Here is a 14,938-nt window from a genome sequence, read left to right as displayed (position 1 = left end):
TCGCTCCCCGGCGCAAGGAAGCTCACTCGGCGGGAGCGGGTACTGCCCCTGTGCGGAGCAGGCTGTTGCGACGGCCATAGAGGAGGTAGACCGCAAGACCGATCGCGTTCCAGATCACGAAGCGTTCGATCGTCGCATAGCCCAGACTGACCAGCAGATAGAGGCAGCCCAGGATCGTCGCCGTGCCCACCACGTAAGGGGCGGGGCAACGGAACAGGCGGGCGACATCGGGGGCGCGGCGGCGCAGGATCATCATGCTGGCCCCCACCGAAACGAAGGCGATCAGCGTCCCGGCATTGGCCATCTCGGCGATCTCGTCGAGGCGGAAGAAGCCGGCGACCAGCGCCACGGTAACGCCGGTGATCGCGGTGATGCGGGTCGGTGCGCCGGTGCGCGGGCTGACATAGGCGAGGGCGCGGGGCAGCAGACCGTCGCGGGCCATGACGAAGAACACGCGGCTCTGGCCGTACATCATCACCAGAATGACCGAAGGCAGGGCGATCACCGCCGCCAGTGCGATCAGGTGTGCGGCCATCGGCTGACCAAGCGTACGCAGGACAAGGGCCAGCGGCTCGGGCGAATTGCCGAGCGTGACATAGGACATGGCGCCGACGGCGGCGATGGCGACCAGCATGTAGATGCCGGTGCAGACCACCATCGAACCGACGATGCCGATGGTCAGGTCACGCCCCGGATTCTTCGCTTCCTCGGCAGAGGTCGCCACGGCATCGAAGCCGTAGAAGGCGAAGAACACGATGGCCGCAGCGGCCATCACGCCGCGCTTCTCGCCGAGAATTTCGGTCGAAGAAAAGCCATAGGGCATGAACGGATGAAAGTTGGCAGCCTTGAAGGCCGGGAAGGCCATCGCCACGAAGATCGCCAGAGCCACCAGCTTGATGATGACGAGGATGATGTTGAGTGTCGCGCTTTCGCGCGTTCCCGCGATCAGCAGCCCCATGACGGCCAGGGCCACCAGCACCGCCGGCAGATTGATGATCCCCCCGGCATGCGGCCCGACGAGCAGGGCATGGGGCAGGGTGATGCCCGCCGACTGTATCCAGCCCACCAGATAGCCCGACCAGCCGACGGCCACGGTCGAACAGGCCAGCGAATATTCCAGCACGAGGCTCCAGCCCACGATCCAGGCGATGCTTTCGCCCATGGCGGTGTAGCTGAAGGTATAGGCGCTTCCCGCCTGCGGGATCATCGTCGCCATCTCGGCATAGGCGAGCGCGGCACAGGCGCAGACGGCGCCTGCGACGGCAAAGGCCAAAATCACCGCAGGCCCGGCGCGTTCGGCACCGACGCCCGTCAGCGTGTAGATGCCGGTGCCGACGATCGCGCCGACGCCAAGGGCGATCAGGTGCGGCCAGCTCAGGGTCTTCTTCAGGGCGTGTCCGCCACCGGATGCGCCGGGCGAGGCGATGGCTTTGCGTGGTCCGAGCAAGAATAATCCCCTGTTTCTGTGCGCCTTGATCCTTGCGGACCGACCCCCTCAGGCCGCCTTTGTCGTTCAGGCTTGCGCAGGTGTTCCCAATTCCGCCCGAAGATCGTCGAGCGTGTCGTGTATATGGCCGGTCAGCAGATCGGCGGTGCGCTGTTCGTCGCGGGCGAGCCACGCGTCGAGCATCTCGCGGTGCTCCAGATGCGCGCGGTCCTCACGCCCTGCGGGCTGGAGGTGCGCGACGACGTAGCGCTCTGCCTGATAGGCCAGCTGTTCGATCAGGCGCAGCGTCAGCGGACGATGCGACGGGCGCACCAGCGCCATGTGAAAATCGCGGTTGCAGCGCGCAATGTCGCTGCCATCGCCCTGCGTTGCCTTGTCGAGCGCCTCGAACGCAGCGACCGCCTCGGCCTGTTCCGCCTCGTTGGCGAGCAGTGCACCGCGTCCGGCAGCGCGCGGCTCCATGTCGAGGCGCAGTTCGTAGATTTCCTCTGCCGCTTCGAACGACATCGGGCGGATCGAATAGCCGCGATTGGCCTGGCTGGTCAGCAGTCCTTCCTGCTCAAGGCGCGCCAAGGCCTCTCGCAGCGGGATCTTGCTGACCCCCAGTTCGCCCGCCAGCGCATCCTGACGGATCACGCTGTCGGTCGGCAGTTCACCCGAGACGATACGATTGCGGACGATCTCGAGCACCTGGTCGGACAGAGTGCGAACGACGATGCTCATGGGGCTGCTCCTGAAAGGGGCACCCTCCGCCAGTTTTGCTGTCTCGGGAAGGCGCCGTGTCACGTAACCTGAAATCCCTTCCAGAAAGGCTCGTCGCGATCAATCCAAATGGTGTTGAAGCCTGTCGAGAACGCCGAACCTTCCACAGACGGGACGATTGCAGGCATGTCGCCAAGGGTGGTTTCCTCTTCCACGCGCCCGATGAAGCGGCTGCGGATGAAGCTTTCGTGGACAAAAGTGTCGCCCACGCCGAGTCGTCCGGTGCCGTGGAGGTGTGCCATGCGCGCCGAGGTGCCGGTGCCGCAAGGGCTGCGGTCGATCGCCTTGTCGCCGTAGAAAACGGCATTGCGGCCGTGTGCGTCTTCGGCAGAAGGTGCATCGGCCCACAGCACATGGCTGACCCCGCGAATTGTCTCGTCGAGCGGATGGACCGGCTCGTAGACCGCGCGGACGGCTTCGCGGACCAGCGGGCTCAGCGCGAGGATGCGCGCCGCGCCAAGGTCATCGAGGCCGGTGTAGCTGCCCTGCGGCTCGACGATGGCGTAATAGTTGCCGCCGTAGGAAACATCGACGGTCAGCGGCCCGAAGCCGGGCACGTCGATCTCGATGCCGGTCTTCGCGAGGTAGGCAGGCACGTTGCGGATGCGGACCGACGTGACCTTGTTGCCTTCGCTCGTATAGGCAAGGTCGATCACACCTGCGGGCACTTCGGCGCGGACGCGGCCGGGTGTCGCAGGCTGGATAAGCCCGTGCTCCAGCCCGAAGGTGATCAGGCCGATCGTCCCGTGCCCGCACATGGGCAGACAGCCCGATGTCTCGATAAACAGGATGCCCAGATCGCAGTCGTCACGGGTGGGCGGGTAAAGAAACCCGCCCGACATCATGTCATGTCCGCGCGGCTCGAAGCACAGGCCGGTGCGGATCCAGTCGAAGCGCGACAGGAAGTCCTGCCTGCGCTCCGACATGGTCGCGCCCTTCAGCAGCGGCGCGCCTCCTGCAACCAGGCGGACCGGGTTGCCGGCAGTGTGACCGTCGATGCAGAAGAAAGTGTGGCGCATCCGCATTATTCCTCGATCAGGCCGGTTCGCGAACGGGCAGGACAGGACGGGTCGCGGCGGCCTGCTCGACCATCGCGATCACTTCGGCGCGGCGTGCGCCTTCCAGCGGCAGGCGCGGCGGAAGCACGCGCTCCGAACCACGGCCCATGACCTGCTCGGCCAGCTTGATCGACTGCACCAGATCGTGCTCGGCATCGAGGTGGAGCAGCGGCATGAACCAGCGGTAGATCGCCATGGCCGTTGCCACGTCGCCGCGTGCGAAGGCTTCGTAAAGCTCCACCGATTCGCGCGGGAAGGCGTTGGTGAGGCCCGAGACCCAGCCCACGGCGCCCAGGAACAGGCCTTCGAGCGCCACATCGTCCAGACCCGCCATCAGCGTGAAGCGATCGCCGAATTCGTTGCGGAAGTCGGTGAAGCGACGGGTATCCGGCGCCGATTCCTTGACCGCGACGATATTCGGCACGTCGACGAGCTGCGAGAGCACTTCCGCGTCGATCACCGTGCGATAGGCAGGCGGGTTGTTGTAAAGCATGATCGGCAGGCCGACCGAAGCGGCCACGGTGCGGAAGTGGTGCACCAGTTCCTTCGCCTTGGGCACGTAGACCATCGGCGGCAGCAGCATGAGACCGTCTGCGCCTGCCTTTTCGGCGGCCTGAGCATAGGCAACAGCGCGGTTGCAATCGTACTCGGAAACGCCGGTGACAACCGGTACGCGCTTGTCGGCAGCTTCGACGATGGCGGTCAGGACCTTGACCTTGTCGTCCATTTCGATCGAGTTGTTCTCACCCACGGTGCCCAGCGCGATCACGCCGTGGATGCCGTCCTTGATGAGATTGTCCACCATGCCTTGCGTTGCCGCGAGATCAATCGAGAGATCCTCACGCAGCTGCGTGGTCACTGCGGGGAATACGCCCTTCCAATTTACCGTCATGAACTCCAGCCTTATGCTTGATACTTATACCGTATACGATATTAGAAGTGCTCTGACAAGGGGACTCTCATGAAAACTGCAATCGTCATCGGTGGCGGAATCGTTGGCCTTTCTAGCGCCTTGGCGCTGGCGCAGGAGGGCTTTCGGGTTAAAGTTATGGAAGCCGATGCGACGCGCGGCGCCGCATCCTGGGGAAATGCCGGGCATATTGCGGTCGAGCAGGTGGAGCCGCTGGCCTCGCCTGAATCGCTGCGCTCGTTTCCGGGGCGGCTGTTTATGGCAGGCGGTCCGCTGGCCATGCCGCCGCGCGAAATTGCGACATGGCTGCCTTTCGCGGCGCGCTTCATGATGGCCGCTCGCAGCTCGCGGTTTCGTGCCGGGACGGCGGCGCTGCGCCCCTTGATGACGGCGGCCATGCCGGCATGGCGCGATCTGGCACAGAAGCTGGGCGATCCCGATCTGCTGCGGGAAACCGGTCACTTCGTCAGCTGGCAGGACAAGGTTCGGGCGGACGCGGGCAAGGCGGGATGGCATGCGGCAGATACGGGGTCGGCCCATGTGATGGATGCCCTGCCGGAAGAGATCGGGCGGCTCGCCATGCTCGCGCCGGGGACGAAGGGCGCGGTGCGCTTCGAGGGCAGCGGGAGTGTGGCGGACCTTGATGATCTGCGCCGCCTGCTGGAGGAGAAGCTGATCGCGACGGGCGGCGCGATAGACATCGCTCGGGCCGAACTTTCGAAAAAGCAGGGCGCTGTGCTGGTGAACGGGGAACCGGCAGACCTTGTGCTGGTGGCAGGCGGGGTCGGTTCGGGCGTCCTGCTGCGCGGTCTCGGCCATAAGGTGCCGATCATTGCCGAACGCGGCTATCATGTTCGCGCGAGTGCGCAGAACTGGCCCGCCGATATGCCACCGGTCGTCTACGAGGACTGCAACATGATCGTCACGCGCTATCGTTCCTGCGTGCAGGCGGCGAGCTTTGTCGAGTTCGCGAGAGAGAACGCCCCTGCCGACCCGCGCAAGTGGGAGCGGCTCGAACGGCACGTCGCGGCTTTGGGGCTTCCGATCAACGGGCCTTTCCGGCGCTGGATGGGCGCGCGTCCGACGCTGCCGGACTATCTGCCTGCCATCGGGCGGTCAGCGAAGGCGGACAACCTTGTCTATGCCTTCGGCCACCAGCATCTGGGTCTGACGCTGGCACCGATCACGGCGCGGATCGTCGCCGATCTGGCGACCGGGCGCGAGAGTGCCGTTCCCCTCGCGCCCTTCGATCTTTCGCGCTTCTGATGGTTTCGCTGTGCCCGCCGCTCAATCGCAGGCGGCGGGCATATCCTTGGGGGCAGGTGTCGGGAGAGCGGCTTTCGGGCTCAGCACTTCCCATTCCTGCACACCGAACGCAGCGTTGCTCTTGCCATCGCCCGATGCCGTGAGCACTGCGCGCAGGCAGCGCGTGGTGACAGCCGGGAAGGCCACGCCATCGAACCCATCCACGCCGGTCGGATATTGCCTAGGCGTCAGGATCGGTTTCCATGCGCCCTTCTGCCAATAGAACAACTGCCATGCGGCAGGCGGGGCCACGCCTTCGCCCGAGCCTGCGGGATGATCGGCGAAGAAACGCATCCGGGCGCCGTTGACCGTCACCGGCTTGGCCCAGCGATATTCGAGCCACTGCGTCTTTGGGTTGTGCGGGGACCAGCTGCCCCACATATCCGGCGGCAGAGGGTTGTCACGCACGATCCCGTCGTTCAGCGCCTTGATCCAGTACTGCAACGGGACCGGACTGTTCGAGGCGGTGGCGACCGCTGCGCCCGCGATATTGCGCGTAGGGCTCGGCGGCGGGCCGGGGCGGCGTGTCGGGATCACGGTCTCGATCCGGGCAGGCGTCACGCTGTCGTCGAAGTGCATCTCGTCGATCGCGACCGAGCGGCGGAAGTGATCGCCGCCCTTCGCATCGGCGGTGTGGTAGACGAGATACCACTTACCCTTGAACTCGACCGCGCCGGGATGGGAGGTGGTCGAGGAAACCGGCCCCAGAGCGATGCCGCGATAGGTCCACGGTCCCATCGGTGAAGGCGCGGTGCCGTAGGCGATGCAGGCATGGTAGACCGCAGGCGTGCAGGGCGAGGTTGGACCTGCATTGTTCGCGGCATAGAGCATGTAATACGTGCCATGCCGCTTCATCAGCCACGGCGCCTCGAAGAAACCGGTGAGCCCGGAATGACCGGTCGGAACTTCGACTTCCGGTCCCTTGGGCGTCACCATGTCCTTGTCCAGCTCCATCCCGCGAAGCTGCCCGAAGGTGCCCCAGTAGATATAGACCCGGCCATCGTCATCGACGAACGGGGTCGGATCGATGTTCTGGATTGCATTCGCCACCGGCACGCGCTGCGAGATGATCGGACCGGAAGGATGGGCATCCTTCCACGGGCCGGTCGGGCTGTCCGCCACCGCGACGCCGATCGCGAACTGGTCCTTCGCGTCGGAATTCGCCTCGATCACCGGGGCGTAGAGATAGAGCTTTCCGTTCGTGCCCTTGATGATCTGTCCGGCATAGGCACGGTCTGGCGCGGCCCACTTGAACACGTCGTGCGGGGTGGCGATGCGCGGATAGTGCACCCAGTCGCCGCTCGCCGGATCGCTGGTGGCGAGCAGTTGCCACTCGTTCATGATGAAGTCGTTGACGCCCGCCGGGGCCTGATCGCGCCCGGCGAGAATCCACAGCTTGTCATCGACCACTACCGGTGCCGGATCGGCCGAGTAATAGTCACCATCGGCCATGATCGGGTTGCCGGGGGCGTGGATCGGAATGCCTGATGGCGTATCCGCGTGGAGGGGCGCCAACCCCGTGCCTGTCAGCCCCGCGCCTGCCAACAGTGTGGCGAGCGCGAGGAGAGGCCTACTGGTGGTGTTCCGGCGGGCGATCACGCTCATTCCTCGTCCGGGTAGGGGCCCTTGCCCCCATCGGCGATGAACTCGTCGGTGCGGGCGGTCAGGACTTCGAGCGGGACCGAGCCGAGCTGGAGCATCGCATCGTGCCAGGCGCGGATATTGAACTTCTCGCCCAGCGCTTTTTCGGCGCGTGCGCGCTCATGCTCGAAGGCCAGCTGGCCCATGTAGTAGCTGAGCGCCTGCCCCGGCCAGGCGATGTAGCGGTCCACCTCGGTCTCGATCTCGTGGCTCGAAAGCGCGGTGTTCTCGGTGAGGTACTGCTGCGCCTGCTCGCGCGTCCAGCCCTGCGTATGGATGCCGGTATCGACGACGAGACGCGCCGCGCGCCACATCTGGTACGAGAGCATGCCGAACCGGTCGTAGGGGTCCTTGTACATGCCCATCTCGATGCCGAGGTGCTCGCAATAGAGCGCCCAGCCTTCGCCATAGGCCGAGATGTACAGGTCGCGCCGGAACTGCGGCAGGTCGGTGTTCTCCGCCGCCAGCGGCATCTGGAAGGCATGGCCCGGCGCGCTCTCGTGCAGGGTCAGTGCAACCATCTGGTAATAGGGGCGCGAGGGCAGGTTGTAGGTGTTGACCAGATAGATGCCGGGACCACCGCGCCCGCCGGTGTAGAACGGCGCAAGATCGTCCGGCACCGGCTTGATCGCGAAGCGGCTGCGCGGCAGGCGCCCGAAGTACTGGCTGGCCACGCCGTCGAAGCTCTTGGCGATCCACGCGGCGCGGTTCAGCAGGTCCTGCGGCGTCTTGGGATAGAACTGCGGATCGGTGCGCAGGAAGTGCAGGAAGGCGGGAAGATCGCCCTTGAACCCGGTCTCCTTCATCACATCGAGCATCTGCGCGTGGATCTTGGCAACTTCGTCGAGGCCGATCTGGTGGATCTGCTCCGGGCTCATGTCGAGCGTCACGAACTCGCGGATCTTCGAGCGGTAGTAGGCCTTGCCGTCGGGCATGTCGTAGGCGGCCAGCGTCTTGCGGGCACCGGGGATATACTCGTTGCGCAGGAAGTCACGCAGCCTGACGTGGGCGGGGATCACCTGCTCGGCGATGATCTTCGCGGCTTCTGCGCGCAGCGCGGCCTGCTTTTCCGCCGGAATCGTCGCGGGCATCTTGGCGAAGGGCGCGAAGAACATGTTCTTCTGCGGATCGCTGGCGTCGATCACCTGCTGCACGCCCACATCGCGGCCCTGCAGGGTGATCTGCGGCATGGTGAACCCGCGCTTCAGGCCTGCACGCATGTTGGCGATGTTCTGGTCGAAATAGCGCGGGATCTCGCGCATCATCTCCAGATAGTCGGTATACTGCTGCTCGGTCTTGAAGCTGCCGTTGACGGTGTAGCTGAGGTCGCTCCAGAAGCTGGTGTCCGAGGTCAGCGGCTTTTCGAACTCGCGATACTTCTGCGCTTCCAGCAATACGCCGATCTGCTGCTTGTACACGAGGTAGTTCAGCTGGTTCGCGCGGCTGAGCGTCTTGGGATCGATCGCGGCGAGCTGGCGCTCGGTATCGGTCCAGCGGGCGAGCTTCTCGGCCTGTGCCTTTGGCCCCACGTCGGGCAGCTGGAGCTTGGCGCCGGGCGTGTCCTCATCGGGCGCGCTCATCGTCTGGCGCCAGGCATATTCCGATGTGTAGAGCGCTTCGAAGCGCTGATCGGCGGTCTGGGCCTTCGCGGCGGTCGTCTTGTGGGCAGGGGCGGCGATGGCGGGGGCTCCGATCGAGAGTGTCGCGGCAAGAGCCATGGCGAGAGCGAAAGTCGAGGCGGGTGTAAAGGTCATGCCTGCTCCAGAAGGGCTTGAATGTCGTCGAGAAGGGCCTGCGGGATATCCACCCCTTCGGCCAGGCTGCGCGCCCGCGCTGCGTGGCGGCGCGAGGAGGGGAGGCGGGCGCCCTGTCCCTCGATGGCGGCGAACATGGCTTCTGCCGCCGCGAAACGGTCTGCCATCAGTTCGCCCATGAAGCCTTGCGGATCGATGGCGATGATCAGTTCGCCGCCGATGGGAGAGCCCTTGCGCCCGTTGTCGAGCGCGAGCGATTCCAGGCTGGTCATGTCGCCGATCAGCGGGCCGCCCAGCAGTTCGACCATGGCCGAAAGTGCCGAGCCCTTGTGCCCGCCGAACGTGCGCATGGCGCCTTCCAGAACGGCGGCGGCATCGGTGGTGACGTTGCCGTCCGCGTCATAGCCCCAGTGATCGGGCACCGGCTTGCCCGCGCGGCGGTGCAGTTCGATATCGCCGCGCGCGATGGCGCTGGTGGCAAGGTCGAAGACGAACGGCGCCTTGCCGGGGCGCGGCCAGCCAAAGGCGATGGGATTGGTGCCGAACACCGGCTTGGTGCCGCCTTCGGGCGCGACCCAGGCATGGCTGGGGGTCATCGCCAGCACGGCGAGGCCTTCCTCGGCCAGCGCTTCGACTTCGGGCCACAGCGCGGCGAAGTGGACCACGTTGGTCAGCGCCATCGCGGCGATGCCGCAGCGCTTCGCCTTGTGGACCAGCAGGGTGCGGCCCGTCTCGAACGGCAGTTGGGCAAAGCCGCCCCGTCCGTCCACGCGCACCAGTGCAGTCGCCGGTTCCTCGACCAGCGGCACGGCATCCGGCACGGCGATGCCCATCGCGACGCTGCGCGCCGCCACCAGCAGGCGGTAGAGCCCGTGCGAGGTGCAGCCGTCTCGCTCGCCCGCGACCATCGTCTGGGCGACAGCGGCGGCGTGGTCGGGCGCCAGACCGACGGCTAAGAGCACCCGCAGCGCCAGCGCCCGCACCTCGTCGAGCGACATCCGCACGGTGGCAGGCGTCGTCATGACCTCTGTCATACCGCCTGTCCGGGCTTGGCCGTGAACAGCACCACGCCGAACACCGGCCCGGCGCTCTGGCCGTCATGCGGCACGAACTTCACCTTCACCGAGGACTTGCCCTTCACCATCGCCGCCGGGATCGGATAGTCGACGGTGAAGAAGGTGCCGCCCTTGTCGCCCTTCAGCGTTTCGGTGGCGAGCTTCACGCCATCGAGCAGAATGTCGAACGTGCGGTTGCGCTCCTCGCCCCAATAGGTGGCTTCGAGCACCAGCGGGGCCTCGCGGGTCTTCATCGTGAATTCGAAGAAGCCGCCGCTGCGCGCATCGCGCCCGTTACGACCGCGATAGGTGACGGGATAAGAGATATCCGAGGTCAGATTGTGATCGCGCTCGGCCTGCATTTCGCCCAGATGCATGACGTCGACCGAACGGGCGGCAACATCGCGAAGACGCGCCTGTTCGGCGAGGAATCCTGCTTCCTCGGTCTTCCATTCGGCTTCGGTGAAGCGCTTGAAGTAGACCGCGCTGCGCCGGTCGTACTGGCTGTAGAACGGCACGAAGCGCAAGTTGCCGGGACGGATCACGCCTTGCGTGTCGTAGACTGCCCACTGCGGCGAGGTGGCATTGAACCCGGCGACCGGATCGGTCCCGACCAGCGCGGGCTCGACGCCGCTGTAGGGTGCCGCGTCCGGCCCGACGTCGCCCAGATCGCCTGCCAGCACCAGCGGGCCGCGCAGGACGGCGACCGTGCGGTCATCGCCCGGCGTCGCTTCGAGGCGCAGGTCGAGCGGCAGGTCGATGGCGATCTCGTCGCCCTGCTTCCACACGCGGTCGAGGATCGCATAGCCTGTCGTCACCGTGACCGGATAGATCGTGCCGTTGACGCTGACCGCAGCCTTGCCGTTGGCATAGGCGGGCACGCGCAGGGCAATTGCGAAACGTCCTGGTTTGGCGAGGTTGACCAGCCTGATCGTGCTGCGCCCCTCGAACGGATAGCGGGTGTCGAGCACGACATCGGCGCCGCGCTGTGCCCAGTGCGCCTGCGCGGGGATGTAGAGATTGACCATCAGCATCGGACCTGTGGGCGCGGTGCCCTGCCAGAAGATGGAATCGCCGTGCTTGGCGTGGCTTTCCATGCCTGAGCCGACGCAGCACCAGAACGCTTCCTCTCCGGGTTGCGAATAGCCGCGCGGGGCGCCTGTCATCAGCGGGGTCATGTAGGTGAAGCCGCCCCAGTCCGGGTGCTGCTGCGCCAGGATATGGTTGAGGTGCGTGCGCTCGTAATAGTCGAACAGCGAGGCTTCCGGGCGCCACTGGAACAGGTGCCGCGTCAGCTTCAGCATGTTGTAGCTGTTGCAGTGCTCGCAGGTCTGTTCGGTGATGTGGTGGCTGATCGTGTCGGGTTCGCTGAAGTATTCGCGATCGGCATTGCCGCCGATGACATAGCTGTGATGCCCTGTCACCGTCTCCCAGAAGAACCGCGCGGCGACGGCATCGGCGGGCGTGCCGGAAACCTCGTTGAGGCGCGCAAGGCCGATGATCTTGGGGATCTGCGTGTTGGCGTGGAAGTTCGCCAGCTTGTCTTCCTGCGCTTTCAACGGATCGAGCACGCGGTGATCGTAGATGCGGTTCGCCAGCTTCAGCCAGCGGGCATCGTTGGTGCGCGCGTAAAGCTCCGCAATGCTCTCGTTCAGGCCGCCGTATTCGCACGAGAGCATCTTTTCGACCTGCTCGTCGTTCAGCGCGGCGAAGACCTTGTCGATATAGCCCGCCAGACCGATGGCGATCGGCATCACGGTGTCGAACCCGCAGTAGGTCTGCGCGTCGAACAGGCCGTTGAACAGCTTGTGCCAGTTGTAATAGGGCACCCAGCAACCGTTGAGATCGAACCCGCCCGAACGGATGTCTCCGGCCATGATCTCCGGGAAGATCTCCTTGCCGTCGACGACGGTGCCGTCCTTGCGCTTGCGCGTGAAGCCCGCGACGTAGCCATCGCCTTCGGCCTTCTGGCACTCGGCCAGTTCGGAGATGATGTAGGCGACGCGGGTGCGGCACTCCGCGTCGCCCGTCTGCGCGTGCGTCAGTGCCAGCGCAGACAAATAGTGACCCAGCGAATGCCCGGCGATGGTGTCGCTTTCCCAACCGCCATAGACCTTGCCCTTGGCTTCCAGCCCGGCATTGGTACGGTAGTTGTGCAGCAGGCGGTCCGGCTCCAGCGAGAGCAAGTATTTGAGGTTGGTTTCCACCGCCGTCGCGAAGGGCGAGGGGCGCAAGCGCACGGCATCGAGCGGAAGCGGCTCGGCCTTGGCGGGCAGGCGCGAAAGAGCCTCAAGTGCGAAGGCATCGCCCGCATGAATAAGCAGCGCCATCGTGGCGGCTCCGCCGAGCAGCTGCCTGCGACTGGTGGAAAGCATGACCGTCTCCAGAAATAGATACGGTATACGATCCTAGCGTAAATCTCTCGGGCGTCAACGCTGTGGGCCGGTGTTTTTTCGCGGCGAACGAGAACCTGCGGTTGCATCGCGGCCCATCCGCAGGAATGCTGGATGCGTGGCTCGGGTGCCGCATTTGCGCACGGCGCTCAATATCTTGTCGTACATTATACTGTATAATATATTTGACCAGCGAGGTTCCGGCTGCTCTAATGCTGCTCCGAAAGGGGATCGGACATGCTGGCGTGCACACACATCAAGGGGGCTCGGAGGAAGCGAATCCTGACCGGAGCGGCGGGCGGTGTTGCCATGCTGGTCTTCGCGTCTCCTGCACTGGCGGGCAGCGCCCCTTCCACCGTTGCAGGACGCTATGCGCTGGCGGACTGGTACATGAGCGCCAAGATGAAGGCGCTGGTCTCCGACGCCAACATGCGTGCGAGGTTTACGACCGACGGTTCCTCGGTGATCTACCGCAAGGGACCTGCCGGACAGCGGCAAGTCGAGCGGTTGGACCTGAAGTCCGGTCAGAGCACTGTCCTGATCTCCGAAGCCGCACTGGCAGAGCAGGTTTCGCACGTCATCGGCCATCCCGTACCCGGCGAAGCGCTGGACTTGTCCGATGCCGCATTTGACGGCACTTCCGGCGCGCTGACTTTCACGGCAGTGGACCGCAAATGGCAGCTCGAACGCGGCGGCAAGCTGACCGCGCTGCCCATGTCTGCTGATGTGCCTGCGCCCGAAGGCTCGATGTCGCCGAACGGACGCTTCCGGGTGGTCGCGCGGAACTATAATCTGGTGGCGATCGATGTCGCCAGCGGGCGTGAAGTGCCGCTGACGACGGACGGCACGCGTGAACAGCCCTACGGTCGCGGTATTGCGATGCTGCCGGATATTCTGAAGCAGGGCACCGAGGAGCCGACGATGCCGGTCTCGGTGCGCTGGTCGCCGGACGGCACGAAGATCATGACCTGGCGGCTCGACACGCGCGGCGTCCAGCGCCTGACGATGACGCAGGAGAACGTGCAGGGCAGCCTCTACCCGCGCAGCTTCAGCTACATCTATCCGCTCGCGGGCGCCAAGGTGCTGCCCAGGGCAGATCGCCTGGTGATCGACGTCGCTGCCGCGCTGAAGGACGGCGCGGCGCATGTGGTGCCGGTACAGGTGCCGACCGAGCAGATTCTCTACCCCGCCGACCTCGACATGGGCTGGAACCCGGACGGCAGCGGTCGGGTGCAGTGGACCCAGCGCGGCTATGGCAAGCTCGTGGTCTACCACGTCGATCCCGCCAATGGCGCCGCGCGCGAAGTCGCGGTCGAGGCGGTGAAGCCGATCGTCACCGTGACCTCCAGCATGATCATGCCCACCCCGCAGCTTCACGGCGAACTGGATATCTCCGAGCGTAGCGGGTGGGCGCAGCTCTATCTCGTCCGCCCGGACAAGCCGACCGGCGGCACCGCACTGACCACCGGGCAATGGGAAGTGACGAGCGTCGATCGCGTGTCGGACGATGGCAGGACCATCCTGCTGTCGGGTGTCGGGCGCGAAAAGGATCGCAATCCCTACTGGATGCAGTTCTATCGCCTCGCGACGGGCAACAAGGCGCCGGTCCTGCTGACGCCCGAGCCGCTCGACCACGAGGTGACGGTATCGGACAACGGCGAATGGTTCATCGATGTGATGTCCAGCCCCACCGCGCCGCCGCGCACGGTGGTCCGCTCCACCCGCGATGGCAAGATCCTCGCCGAACTGGGCAAGGCCGATGTGTCGGCGCTGATGGCGACCGGCTTCACGCCGCCTGAGCCGTTCAAGGGTGTCGCCGCCGATGGCAAGACGCCGCTCTACGGGATGATCTATCGCCCGGCGAACTTCGATCCGCACAAGCGCTATCCGGTGATCGACAACGTCTACACCGGCCCGACGACGACGGACGTGCCCACGACGTGGGCCATGGCGAACATGATGAGCGTGGAGAGCGTCGCGCAACTGGGCGCGATCGTCGTCCAGATCGATGGCATGGGGACATCGCGGCGCGGGCAGGCCTTCCGTCTTCCCGCCTACCAGAACCTTGGCGAAGTGGGGCTTGACGATCACATCGGGATGATCCGCCAGATGGCGCAGGCGTGCGGCTGCATGGATCTGGACCGGGTGGGCGTCTACGGCGGTTCCGCAGGCGGTTATGACGCGGCGCGCTTCATCCTGCGGCGGCCCGATTTCTTCAAGGTCTCGGTTGCCTCCTCCGGCAATCACGATCTGCGGCTCGACAAGGCGTGGTGGCCGGAAGTCTCGATGGGCCTTGCCACCGACGCGCAGTGGGAGGCCAACTCCAACATGTCGGTGGCCAGGAATCTCAAGGGCCACCTGCTGCTGATCCACGGCGACATCGATGACAACGTGCCTGTCACCGAAAGCTTCCATCTGGCCAACGCGCTGCTGAAGGCGGGGCGCAATGTCGATATGGTGATCCTGCCCAATACCACCCACGCGGTCTATCAGCCGTTCTTCTGGCGCAAGTTCCGCGATTACTTCACCCAGTACCTCATCGGCGACATGCCGCCTGCCCAGCCTCTCGAACTCGATAGCGCTGCGGCCTCCGACGACAAGTGAGCCCTTATC

10 protein-coding genes are annotated in these 14,938 nt (G+C 65.2%); 2 read left to right on the top strand and 8 right to left on the bottom strand.

The genetic code is table 11. The features are described 5' to 3' along the window. Positions 1–22 precede the first annotated feature (22 nt). The 4 genes from CI805_RS18300 to CI805_RS18285 all read right to left on the bottom strand — a co-directional run bounded on the left by CI805_RS18300 (position 23) and on the right by CI805_RS18285 (position 4,159). Positions 23–1,447, bottom strand: coding sequence for an amino acid permease (locus CI805_RS18300; RefSeq protein ID WP_409934964.1), 1,425 nt, complete (start codon positions 1,445–1,447; stop codon positions 23–25). A gap of 66 nt (positions 1,448–1,513) precedes the next feature. Next, the gene (locus tag CI805_RS18295) at positions 1,514–2,170 is read right to left on the bottom strand and encodes a GntR family transcriptional regulator (RefSeq protein ID WP_260928120.1); all 657 of its coding nucleotides are present in this window, start codon (positions 2,168–2,170) and stop codon (positions 1,514–1,516) included. A 59-nt stretch (positions 2,171–2,229) separates the two neighbouring features. Continuing rightward, positions 2,230–3,228, bottom strand: a complete 999-nt coding sequence (locus CI805_RS18290) for a 4-hydroxyproline epimerase (RefSeq protein WP_260928119.1) — start codon at positions 3,226–3,228, stop codon at positions 2,230–2,232. Positions 3,229–3,244: 16 nt separating this feature from the next. Further along, positions 3,245–4,159 carry a dihydrodipicolinate synthase family protein gene (locus CI805_RS18285; RefSeq protein WP_260928118.1) on the bottom strand — a complete coding sequence of 305 codons (915 nt, stop codon included), beginning with the start codon at positions 4,157–4,159 and terminating at the stop codon, positions 3,245–3,247. 69 nt (positions 4,160–4,228) lie between these two features. On the opposite strand from CI805_RS18285, the gene CI805_RS18280 reads away from it, so the two are divergent. Further along, positions 4,229–5,443 carry an NAD(P)/FAD-dependent oxidoreductase gene (locus tag CI805_RS18280; protein WP_260928117.1) on the top strand — a complete coding sequence of 405 codons (1,215 nt, stop codon included), beginning with the start codon at positions 4,229–4,231 and terminating at the stop codon, positions 5,441–5,443. Between the two features lie 21 nt (positions 5,444–5,464). Here the strand turns inward: CI805_RS18280 and CI805_RS18275 are convergent, their stop codons facing one another. From CI805_RS18275 to CI805_RS18260, 4 genes are read right to left on the bottom strand one after another with little or no spacing between them, the layout of a single operon-like run. Beyond that, positions 5,465–7,087 (bottom strand): family 43 glycosylhydrolase, encoded by a 1,623-nt coding sequence (locus tag CI805_RS18275; RefSeq protein ID WP_260928116.1) that lies wholly within the window; start codon positions 7,085–7,087, stop codon positions 5,465–5,467. Further along, positions 7,084–8,877, bottom strand: coding sequence for a DUF885 domain-containing protein (locus CI805_RS18270; RefSeq protein WP_260928115.1), 1,794 nt, complete (start codon positions 8,875–8,877; stop codon positions 7,084–7,086). Before CI805_RS18270 ends, CI805_RS18275 begins: the two co-directional genes overlap by 4 nt. Next, positions 8,874–9,899, bottom strand: coding sequence for an Ldh family oxidoreductase (locus CI805_RS18265; protein ID WP_260928114.1), 1,026 nt, complete (start codon positions 9,897–9,899; stop codon positions 8,874–8,876). Before CI805_RS18265 ends, CI805_RS18270 begins: the two co-directional genes overlap by 4 nt. A gap of 8 nt (positions 9,900–9,907) precedes the next feature. Next, positions 9,908–12,307, bottom strand: coding sequence for a glycoside hydrolase family 127 protein (locus tag CI805_RS18260; protein ID WP_260928113.1), 2,400 nt, complete (start codon positions 12,305–12,307; stop codon positions 9,908–9,910). A 255-nt stretch (positions 12,308–12,562) separates the two neighbouring features. Here CI805_RS18260 and CI805_RS18255 point away from each other — a divergent pair, with 255 nt between their 5' ends. Then, positions 12,563–14,929, top strand: a complete 2,367-nt coding sequence (locus tag CI805_RS18255; RefSeq protein ID WP_260928112.1) for a S9 family peptidase — start codon at positions 12,563–12,565, stop codon at positions 14,927–14,929. The last annotated feature ends 9 nt before the right edge of the window (positions 14,930–14,938 follow it).

Origin of the sequence: Novosphingobium sp. 9 (genome assembly GCF_025340265.1) — a bacterium.
Taxonomy (GTDB): Bacteria; Pseudomonadota; Alphaproteobacteria; order Sphingomonadales; family Sphingomonadaceae; genus Novosphingobium.
Note: the sequence above shows the minus strand (reverse complement) of the source record. Positions and strands in the feature narration are given on the sequence as shown.